Source organism: Planococcus sp. CAU13 (genome assembly GCF_000775575.1).
Lineage (GTDB): Bacteria > Bacillota > Bacilli > Bacillales_A > Planococcaceae > Planococcus.
In genome coordinates, this window is sequence record NZ_JRGN01000314.1 from 1 (window position 1) to 8,589 (window position 8,589).

An 8,589-nucleotide genomic window follows, 5' to 3' on the forward strand; every position below is an offset into this window, starting at 1 on the left:
TCCGCTGTACAGCGGACTGAACGAAACGGCGTAATACGCGCCTTCAATTTCAAGCTCTTCTTCCACTTCCTCTTCAAAGTGGAGTACATGGTCAAGCATATGGAACAGCTCAGGCGGCAGCGGCTTCCCTTCCGGAATCGCCTTTTTCTTCTGCCAGTAATCATGCAGCTTCTCTGCCGGCGGGTTGCTCAATAACACCGTTTTATCCAAATTAAATGTAATGACCGCGTCGGCCATGGAAGTCAAAATGCTGGATAATTGCTCTTTTTCCTGGCTGATCACTTCCAGATGATGCTTCAACTGGCTGCCCATTTGATTGAAGGCCATTGCCAATTGGCCAATTTCATCTTTTGATGATGTTTTGACTTGTGTATCGAAATTCCCTTTTGCGAGTTCAAATGCGCCTTCACGCATTTTCCGGAGCGGGGAAGTAATTCGGGATGACAGGAAAAATGCAAAAAATGTCGTAAGCAGCAAAGCGAGAAATGCCGACAGGAAAACGATATTAGTCGTCCGTTCCGCTGTACGATCCATTACTTCCAGTGACTGGTAAATGAACACCGTTCCATGGAGCTCTTCACCTGTCTGCAAGGGGCTGGCCAGAACAATATAAGATTCCATTTTATCCTCGCCGGTCAAAGATGGCATCAGCATCTGTTTCATTACGGTTTCGTCGCTTTCAAACACCTTCTGGAATTCAGGTTCATTCAGGATCTGCTCCCGGATTTCAGGCCCGTTCATGCCGTCATGCAAATGATAGGAGCTTCTAAAAGGAACTTCGGCAATCATCGCATTTGTATCCGGTCCCAGAATATCGTCAATGACGGCCATGGATAATTCCAGATCAGGATGATCATTGAAAATCCTGGCGATTGTCGCCGCTTCCTTGTTCAAGGTTTCTTCCACTGTTTCACTGTGATAATTCCCAAGAAATTCCAATAGTAGCACAGTGACAATAAAAAGGACAAAGGAAACGAGAAGCAGGATGGTGATCCAAAGCTTCCCGACTACACTATTCCATATTTTATTCATTGCCTACCTCAAATTTGTAACCTACGCCCCAAACGGTAACAATCATTTTGGCGGCAGCTTCGGAAACGCGGTTCAATTTTTCGCGCAGGCGTTTCACGTGTGTATCAACCGTTCTTAAATCTCCGAAGAAATCATAATGCCAGACTTCTTTCAGCAGGTGCTCGCGGTCAAACACTTTATCCGGCGCTTTAGCAAGGAAATACAGCAATTCATATTCTTTCGGTGTCAAATTCACTTCAGTGCCATCAGCAGTCACGCGGTGAGCATCGTGGTCAATCGTCAAATGAGGAAAAACGACCAGATCTTTGGAAACACTCGAATTCGCTGACGGCGAGTATGCCGATGAACGTCGGAGAATCGCTTTGACGCGCAGCACCACTTCACGGGGGCTGAACGGTTTAACAATATAATCATCGGCTCCGGATTCGAAACCTTCCACCCGGTTCGCTTCTTCTCCTTTGGCAGTTAACATGATGATCGGTGTCATCTTGGTTTCCCGCAGTTCCGTGGCAACTTCAATGCCATTTTTTTCAGGCATCATCAAATCCAGCAGAATGCAGTGGTAGTCTTTTTCCATCGCCATTTCGATAGCCTGGACTCCGTTTTCAGCTTCTTCCACCAGATATCCTTCACGCTCAAGGTACATTTTTAATAATCTTCGGATCCTTTCCTCATCATCGACAACCAGTATTGTGATTTCCTCGGACATCGTAATCCCTCCAACTTTCTTCTATTCTTCCATTGTACCGATAACATTTCCAAAAATAAATAAAAAGGCGTTTCCAATGAAGCACCATGCACCTATTAAAAAAGCGGGCGGAGAAAATACTTCTTTTTCTCCGCCCGTCTTATTTTATATCGTGCTTATTCTGCGGTGTTGCCGCTGTTCTTACGCGTAGGAATGGAGCCCTGCAATAATCAGGTTGACCGCGATCAGATTGAACATGATGATCGCAAAGCCGATGACTGCAAGCCATGCGGATTTTTCACCCTGCCAGCCTTTTCCAAGGCGAAGGTGAAGATATGCCGCATAGAACAGCCAGGTGATGAGCGCCCATACTTCTTTCGGATCCCAGCCCCAGAAACGCGACCAGGCAATCTGAGCCCAGATCATGGCGAAGATCAAGCCGCCCAGTGTAAACAGCGGGAACCCGATGATGACGGAGCGGTAATTGATTTCGTCCATCAACTGGAGATTGACGTTTTTAAGGAAAGGCTTAAAGATGGCCGCGATGCGTTTCCGCGCGATCAATCGGATAAGCCAGTACAGAATCGTGCCGAAAATAAACGACCAAAGAATCGTTGTCACTTTTCCGGCGTTAATGACGGCAGGCGTTTCGAAGAATGGATCCATGGCATCTTCCGTGAGTGACGTGTATTCATTCATCCCCACCAGCGGCGGCATATTATAGCCGATTGAAGCTTCATTGCCGTCTTTATCAATATAGTTGAAGTCAGCCTGATAGTCTGTCAATGTGAAGAAGGTGCTGGCGATGACAAAGCCGATCACCAGGACCAGTGAATACATGATCGCTTCCAGCCAGAAGCGCTGTTTCGATTTTTTGTTCATATCGACGACTTTTAAAAGATATACCAGACCTGCACCCGCACTGATTGCCAGTATCCCTTCAGCTATTACGACTGTGCTGACGTGGATCGCGAGCCAGTTCGTCTGCAGAGCGGGAATCAGTGGACTGACTTCACTCGGGAACATGCTTGCATAAGCGATGATCAATAATGCGACCGGCAGCACGATCATGCCGAGCACCGGTGTTTTGTAGATGAGATAAATTACGATAAATCCGCCGACCAGTGTCATGCCGAAAGCGGTTGTGAATTCGAACATATTGCTTAAAGGTGCGTGGCCGGTCGCTCCCCACCGGGTAAAGAAATAACCCAGGTGGGAAAGGAAACCGATCACGGTGATAATGAAAGCAATTTTGCCCCATCGGCCTTCCGACTTAAATGACCCTTCCTTATTGCCTTTGACTGCCCCGCCAAAAACAAAAGTGGCGATCAGATAGGCTAAGAAGGCGACGTATAATAGATTTGAACTTAAATCAGCCAGTGTCATGATACTTCATCACCCTCCATTCTCTGCTCTTTTTTCAGCTTTTCCAGTTTCTCTATCTCTTCCTGCTGATCAGTATATGGAGGAAGTGATGCAAATTCGGAAACCTGATCAAGATCTTTCTTTAACCCGAACCAGTTTTTATTGGTGTGGCCGGCAAGCAACACGACGCCGTTATCCTGTTGCTGAATCCAGAAGCGGCGGTGGTTGAAGTACATTCCCTGGGCCACTCCGATCATGAAGATCAGCCCCCCAAGACCCAGGATCGGCAAAGTTTTGTCTTTACGGATCGTAAGGCCGGAAACATTTCGCGTTTCTGCTCCCTGGAAAGTCAGTTTATACTGGTTTTCACCAAGTGGTTCAATCGTATTTTGAATGACGATGAAGCTGACTTCACCTTCAGGCGTTTCCGGTGTAAACATCCTCACAAGGAAGCCGGGGTTATTCGGGACCGGTGTCGCAGTTTTTGGCTCCCCATTTTCAAAGCCGGAAAAATCCGGGTAGTAGCCGAGAAGATCGACTTTGGCCCCGTTGCCGAGATCATACGATTTTTCCGGTTTGACGAGATCGACAGTGAAAGTGCCCAGTGATTCGTCACTCGCTTTATTGGTCAGATCAAAAGTCATAGCCCGCAGCTCGTTCAGTTTGAAATCCATTTGATAAACGGCATAGCCATCAAATTTCAGCGGCTGGTTAACCTGGATTCCTTCCTCTTTCACTCTTTCCATTTCGTCTGTTGCACCAGGAAGGCTTTGTTCAGGCGTCTGATAGAGTACGACATCTGTCTGGTAATTCTTGGCAACAGAACCGACACGCTCGATCGCTTCTCCGAATTTCTCTTCTTCGCCTTCACCCGTGTAAGTTTCAAAAGTGAATTTTTCGCTTTCCAGGAAATAGCCTGGCGCTTCAGGGATTGCCCGGGTTTCACCTTCGCGGATCCATAACGTTTCATCCACATAGAATCCCGGGATCATGCGCAGCATAACCCCAAACAGGAAAATGATGAGGCCGATGTGGTTGACATAAGGGCCCCATCTAGAAAATCGGCCTTTTTCTGCAAGCAGGCCGTTTTTATCCAGCGTTACATTGTATTTCAGCTCTTTCAGTTTTTGTTCAGCTTTTTGAAGCGTATCTTCAGGCGCCGCGCCTTCCGCATAAATGCGCTGTTTGTTCATGAAGCTTTTATGGCGCAGAACGCGCTGGTTTTTCAACGAACGGTACAAGGGCACAAAGCGGTCAAGGCTCGCCACGATAAGGGAAATCGCGAGCATGCCGACAAGGACGATGAACCAGATTGAGCCGTACAGGTCGTGGAAACCAAGGAAATGATAAAGCTTCCCGATTTCACCGTACACATCTGCATAATAAGCTTTTATCGTCGCTTCATTTCTTACCGGCACGTTGACGTATTGCGCCTGAGGAAGAATCGTACCGATTGCGGCTGCAACGAGCAGCACGACGATGATTCCAACGCCGACTTTAACACTTGAAAAGAAATTCCATATCTTATCGATAATTGATTTATTGTATGTCTGTGAACGGCGGGCAGTTCCTTCATAGCGCATGTCCACCAATTTTTTGTTCTGTTCTTCTTTGGTCAATGAGCGGCCGCATGATTCACAGAGGATCGTGCCTGGCGGGTTGATATGGCCGCACGTACATTGCAATTTTTCCATCCCAAAAAACTCCTTATTGAGGTCTGATTTCTTCCATGAAGCCTCTAATGTCCTCTTCAGTCATTTCGCCAGTGACAATTCGCTGGATTTCCCCTTCCGGATTCACCAGAACCGTGGTCGGCAATGGACGGATGTTATAAGCCGTCATAACCGATTTTGACTTGTCGATCGCTACTGGAAAAGATAAACCGAGACGGTCGACAAAAGACTGCACTTCGAAATCAGATTGGGCGATGTTCACTGCAAGAACGTTTACGCCCTGTTCTTCGAACTCTTTAAACTGGCGGTCCATGGCGGGCATTTCTTTGACGCAGGGAGCACACCACGTACCCCAGAAATTCAGGAAAACGCCTTCGCCCTGATAATCGGACAATTTATGGGGAACGCCTTCCATATCCTGAAGCGCAAAATCAGGTGCCTGATCACCGACTTTCAGCACTTCCACATCATCTGCGGTGACGCTGTTATAGATCGTATAGCCGATAGCCAAAACAAGCAAAGATAATATAGCAGAACGCATGATTGCGCGATTTCTTTTTTTATTCGTTTTTTTCGTATTCTGTTCTGTCATTTCATTTCCTCCTCCGAGGTCATTTCTGAACCAATTATAGCAAAGTTTAATGGGCTAAAAACCCGGAGTTTTGAAGGGTTTGTGAACGTTAATGCTTCTTGCCGGTTTCCGCCATGACCCGCAGCAATTTCACTTCATGCGCAGTCAACTGACGGGATTCCCCTGCATTCAGCCCATGTAAAGTCAGGAATCCGAATTGTTCCCGGCTCAGTTTCTGCACCGGATAGCCGATCGCTTCGAACATTCTTCTCACCTGACGGTTCCTTCCTTCGTGGATGGTGATCTGGACGATCGCTTTTCCTTGTTTCTTATCACCTGAAATCATCTTCACTTTCGCCGGAGCGGTCATTCCGTCTTCCAGCTTAATGCCGCGTTCGAGCTTCTGCAGATCTTCTTTAGCGGGTATGCCTTTCAGACGCGCCACATATGTTTTATCAATTTCGTATTTCGGATGCGTTAAAAGGTTCGCAAATTCACCGTCATTCGTCATGATCAGTAAACCTGACGTGTCATAATCCAGGCGTCCGACCGGATAAATCCGTTTATCGATGCCTTCAAAAAAGTCCGTTACCACTTTGCGGTTCTTGTCATCCGTTACTGCCGATATAACGCCACGGGGTTTATACAATAAATAATAAACTTTTTGTTCTTTTTCAAGTTGTACGCCTTCAACTTCAATGGTGTCGGAATTGGATACTTTCGTCCCCAGTTCTTTTACCACTTTGCCGTTGACGCGCACTTTGCCGTCCAAAATCATCTGTTCCGCTTTCCGTCTTGAAGCGACGCCGGCATGTGCCAGCATTTTCTGCAATCGTTCCATAAACTCACCCCGTCTAATTTAGTGTTCATATAACAGCTTATCTTCTATTTATACTTTTGCTTCTTCTTTGAAAGCTTCCTGGAATTTGGTCATGAAAAGATCTCCTTCATTGTCCTGATCTTCTTCCGCCGCTTCAGGCAATGGGGGCAATTCATCCAGATTCTTCAGTCCGAAATAATTCAGGAATTCGCTGGTCGTGCCGTACAGGATCGCTCTGCCGGTTCCTTCTGCCCTTCCGGTTTCCTGTATCAGCCCTTTGCCCGCTAATGTATAGAGTGCTTTCTCACTCTTAACACCGCGGAGGTCTTCGATTTCAACTCTTGTGATCGGCTGTTTATATGCGATGATCGCCAATACTTCGAGTGATGCCTGTGACAGGGACTGGACTGTCGGATTTTCCACCAGGCGCTGGATGGTGCAGGCCACTTGCTGTTTCGTGACCAATTGATAGACGCCCGCCAGTTCCTTGATCATGATCCCGGAAGTCTCCGTTTCCTCGTATCTGACAGCCATTGCTTCTATTTCGGCCAAAATATCTTCCACTCCAGCCTCTGTTAAAAACTGGAGCTGTTTTATGGTTAATCCGTCATCACCGGCAACAAACAGCAAAGCTTCTATTTTACTCGAAAGATGGGTCTTCATAATTCCACGATTCCTTTCTAAGTTCAACCATCAGATCGGTGAAATTCTTTTCCTGATCCACTGCCACCACTTGCCTTTTCATGAGCTCCAGCAGCGAGAGAAAAGATACCACCATAACCGTTTTGTCATCTGAAGGGAATAATTCAGTAAACGGCGTCCGCCCTTTCGACGCTTTTAACCGGGAGACCATTGAAGACATCTGGTCTTTGATGGAAATTTCCTGTCTGGCAATCCGGGCCGACAGCGGCGCTTTCAATTTCTTTCTGCGCATCAGCTTCTGGAATGCCGCCAGCATATCATAGGCATTCACTTCAAGGTCGATGTTTTCAAACGGCGCCAGTGTCTGGTACTCTGAAAGATCCATCGGCGGCTTTGTGAAAATCGCAGCACGGTTTGCTTCCAGTTCCTTCAGCTCCATGGATGCTTCTTTGAATTTCCGGTATTCTATGAGACGGGATACAAGTTCATCCCGCGGGTCCTGTTCTTCAAATTCGTAGTCCGGATCCTCCAGATCTCCCTGATGGACAGGCAAGAGCGTTTTGCTTTTAATTGCCAATAGGGTCGCTGCAAAAACCAGGTACTCACTTGCCTCATTTAACTCAAGGACTTGCATCGCACGGATATGCTCCATATACTGGGTAGTGATTTGTGAAACGGGAATATCATATATATCAATTTCCAAACGGTGTATTAAATGCAATAATAAATCGAGAGGCCCTTCAAAAGCCTCCACCTTTACTTCGTAGGACATCGTTCCAACCACCTGACTGTAAAAGATACTCAATATATTATAGTAGAAAGGGGATTAAAATGCACCCACTCCGCCATCCGCTCTTTATCCAATATATTATACACTTCAATTTTCATGAAGATTATTTCGAATGCCACGAAGTCGGCGAAGAATACTGGAAGGCTGTCGCCCCAAAAGATAAAATGCATCCGCTTGCCGGATGGATACAGATGGCTGTCGGCATGTACCATTGGCGCCGCAGCAACTACCCTGGCGCACTTCGGTCGTTCATCCGTGCCAAAGTCAAACTGGCAGATGCGGGCATCTGGACAGAAGGCTTCGACAGCAAACTGCTGGTGGAGCAAATTGCCGGATCAATCGAAGCCGTGACAGCCAGGCGGGAATTCAGCCCATATAAATTGCCTATCACTTCTGACGAACTTAGGGAAGCAGTTGCCGCCTATATGGCTGCAAACCCATCGGAAACAATGGACTCCTATTACCTGATGCACAAACATCGATTGCGTGACCGCACTTCAATCATCAATTTAAGGGAACAAAAAAAAAGGCGGAAACTTTAAAATTAAAGTTCGCCTTTTTTTGATGGACATTTTGTAAGGAAAGCTTCAGTTTCACTCGTTGAGAGCATTTGTCGATCCTGCATGATCTGCTGGATCTTTTCAATCATGGCGTGCCCGATCCCTTCACCGCGGTGGGAGGGATTGACAGAAATATGGTGGACGGTAAAACTTTCTTCAGCCACTTCAATTCCGAGCAGCCCCACAAAGTCTTCTCCCTTTTTCCAGAGATATAATTGCCAGTCAGGATTTTCTTCGTATATATGCATCGTTTGCTGCAGTTTTTTCAATTCACGCTCTTTCGGCATAAATGACAGCAGGCCCATTGCAATTTTTTCGAATGATTTTTTGTATCTGAATAACATAGGTATCCCTCGATTTCTTCTTGAAACAACTCTACTTATCCTACTATATTTCAGTCAATAACTCAAGCTGGCAAGAAAAGCGACGGCACCCGCTTAGCTCTGAA

Annotated in this window: 10 protein-coding genes; 1 reads left to right on the forward strand and 9 read right to left on the reverse strand. The window is 46.6% G+C overall.

The window, feature by feature from the left end; translation table 11 throughout:
- From KW93_RS14630 to KW93_RS14665, 8 genes are all read right to left on the reverse strand, one after another.
- On the reverse strand, window positions 1-1,032 hold a 1,032-nt coding region (locus KW93_RS14630), incomplete at its 3' end, for a HAMP domain-containing protein (protein ID WP_033543782.1).
- Window positions 1,025-1,741, reverse strand: coding sequence for a response regulator transcription factor (locus tag KW93_RS14635; protein WP_033543783.1), 717 nt, complete (start codon window positions 1,739-1,741; stop codon window positions 1,025-1,027). The genes KW93_RS14630 and KW93_RS14635, both read right to left, overlap by 8 nt.
- A 180-nt stretch (window positions 1,742-1,921) precedes the next feature.
- Complete coding sequence (ccsB, locus tag KW93_RS14640; RefSeq protein WP_033543784.1) at window positions 1,922-3,106, reverse strand: c-type cytochrome biogenesis protein CcsB; 1,185 nt, start codon at window positions 3,104-3,106, stop codon at window positions 1,922-1,924.
- Window positions 3,103-4,779, reverse strand: a complete 1,677-nt coding sequence (resB, locus tag KW93_RS14645; RefSeq protein ID WP_033543785.1) for a cytochrome c biogenesis protein ResB — start codon at window positions 4,777-4,779, stop codon at window positions 3,103-3,105. Before resB ends, ccsB begins: the two co-directional genes overlap by 4 nt.
- 13 nt (window positions 4,780-4,792) lie before the next feature.
- Window positions 4,793-5,350, reverse strand: coding sequence for a thiol-disulfide oxidoreductase ResA (gene resA, locus KW93_RS14650; protein ID WP_033543786.1), 558 nt, complete (start codon window positions 5,348-5,350; stop codon window positions 4,793-4,795).
- A gap of 88 nt (window positions 5,351-5,438) precedes the next feature.
- Window positions 5,439-6,170, reverse strand: coding sequence for a pseudouridine synthase (locus KW93_RS14655; RefSeq protein ID WP_033543787.1), 732 nt, complete (start codon window positions 6,168-6,170; stop codon window positions 5,439-5,441).
- 48 nt (window positions 6,171-6,218) lie between these two features.
- A complete protein-coding gene (scpB, locus tag KW93_RS14660) occupies window positions 6,219-6,812 on the reverse strand; it encodes an SMC-Scp complex subunit ScpB (RefSeq protein ID WP_152602470.1) in 594 nt (197 codons plus the stop codon).
- Complete coding sequence (locus tag KW93_RS14665; RefSeq protein ID WP_033543788.1) at window positions 6,790-7,563, reverse strand: segregation/condensation protein A; 774 nt, start codon at window positions 7,561-7,563, stop codon at window positions 6,790-6,792. The genes scpB and KW93_RS14665 overlap by 23 nt, the downstream gene beginning before the upstream one ends.
- Before the next feature lie 59 nt (window positions 7,564-7,622).
- Here KW93_RS14665 and KW93_RS14670 point away from each other — a divergent pair, with 59 nt between their 5' ends.
- Window positions 7,623-8,123, forward strand: a complete 501-nt coding sequence (locus KW93_RS14670; RefSeq protein WP_033543789.1) for a DUF309 domain-containing protein — start codon at window positions 7,623-7,625, stop codon at window positions 8,121-8,123.
- A 2-nt stretch (window positions 8,124-8,125) separates the two neighbouring features.
- Here the strand turns inward: KW93_RS14670 and KW93_RS14675 are convergent, their stop codons facing one another.
- The gene (locus KW93_RS14675) at window positions 8,126-8,485 is read right to left on the reverse strand and encodes a GNAT family N-acetyltransferase (RefSeq protein WP_033543790.1); all 360 of its coding nucleotides are present in this window, start codon (window positions 8,483-8,485) and stop codon (window positions 8,126-8,128) included.
- Window positions 8,486-8,589: the final 104 nt, after the last annotated feature.

Excerpts from the sequence above, each read along its gene's own strand:
- KW93_RS14635 (WP_033543783.1), bottom strand. The coding sequence starts at position 1,741 with ATGTCCGAGGAAATCACAATACTGGTTGTCGATGATGAGGAAAGGATC.
- ccsB (WP_033543784.1), bottom strand. The coding sequence starts at position 3,106 with ATGACACTGGCTGATTTAAGTTCAAATCTATTATACGTCGCCTTCTTA.
- resB (WP_033543785.1), bottom strand. The coding sequence starts at position 4,779 with ATGGAAAAATTGCAATGTACGTGCGGCCATATCAACCCGCCAGGCACG.
- resA (WP_033543786.1), bottom strand. The coding sequence starts at position 5,350 with ATGACAGAACAGAATACGAAAAAAACGAATAAAAAAAGAAATCGCGCA.
- KW93_RS14655 (WP_033543787.1), bottom strand. The coding sequence starts at position 6,170 with ATGGAACGATTGCAGAAAATGCTGGCACATGCCGGCGTCGCTTCAAGA.
- scpB (WP_152602470.1), bottom strand. The coding sequence starts at position 6,812 with ATGAAGACCCATCTTTCGAGTAAAATAGAAGCTTTGCTGTTTGTTGCC.
- KW93_RS14665 (WP_033543788.1), bottom strand. The coding sequence starts at position 7,563 with ATGTCCTACGAAGTAAAGGTGGAGGCTTTTGAAGGGCCTCTCGATTTA.
- KW93_RS14670 (WP_033543789.1), top strand. The coding sequence starts at position 7,623 with ATGCACCCACTCCGCCATCCGCTCTTTATCCAATATATTATACACTTC.
- KW93_RS14675 (WP_033543790.1), bottom strand. The coding sequence starts at position 8,485 with ATGTTATTCAGATACAAAAAATCATTCGAAAAAATTGCAATGGGCCTG.